Raw genomic sequence first — 208 nt, forward strand, 5'->3', positions numbered from 1 at the left:
ATCACCAGAAGTGGCCCCCCTTCTCCCGAAGTTACGGGGGCATTTTGCCGAGTTCCTTAACCATAGTTCACCCGAACGCCTCGGTATTCTCTACCAGACCACCTGAGTCGGTTTAGGGTACGGGCCGCCTTGAAACTCGCTAGAGGCTTTTCTCGACAGCATAGGATCATCCACTTCACCACAATCGGCTCGGCATCAGGTCTCACCC

1 rRNA gene is annotated in these 208 nt (G+C 55.3%); it reads right to left on the reverse strand.

Going from position 1 to position 208, the window contains the following annotated elements:
* A 23S ribosomal RNA gene (locus WA788_RS35945) occupies positions 1-208 on the reverse strand; the annotation flags it as partial.

It is taken from the genome of Streptomyces sp. CA2R106 (assembly GCF_037034245.1).
GTDB lineage: Bacteria > Actinomycetota > Actinomycetes > Streptomycetales > Streptomycetaceae > Actinacidiphila.